The organism is Psychrobacter sp. Rd 27.2 (assembly GCF_001921755.1).
Taxonomy (GTDB): Bacteria; Pseudomonadota; Gammaproteobacteria; order Pseudomonadales; family Moraxellaceae; genus Psychrobacter; species Psychrobacter celer.
This window is the reverse complement of sequence record NZ_MRYB01000162.1, coordinates 1-317: the sequence shown is the minus strand read 5'-3', so window position 1 is coordinate 317 and position 317 is coordinate 1. Positions and strand designations below refer to the sequence as shown.

Sequence of the window (317 nt, the reverse complement as noted above, 5' to 3'; positions counted from 1 at the left end):
TGAAAGAGGAGTATGGGAAACTACAAGAACTTTTGGAGAGTTGTTACCCTGATATGCTAGTGCTGATAACGACAATGTATTTGATGATATTGGTACATTTGAGTTTACGTTATTTTTTATGAAGAAAACGCTTAGCTCTCCTGATGCTAAGCGTTTTTTTAATAAAAGCATTAGTTCAAGTCGACGAAAAGACTGGCTGGACTCGTTTAGTGGGATCAAAATCTTTAGAGATGATTTTAGAGTACGGCCTTATGGTGAGGCTAATCAAAGCTCTTCAGACTGGCTTGGCCTCGGTAGTAGGAAAGCACAAAGTCCTG

The 317-nt window shown here is 39.1% G+C and carries 1 protein-coding gene; it reads left to right on the top strand.

Going from position 1 to position 317, the window contains the following annotated elements; translation table 11 throughout:
• Positions 1-118: 118 nt before the first annotated feature.
• The coding region (locus tag BTV99_RS13725; RefSeq protein WP_218607619.1) for a hypothetical protein at positions 119-317 on the top strand (199 nt) is incomplete at its 3' end.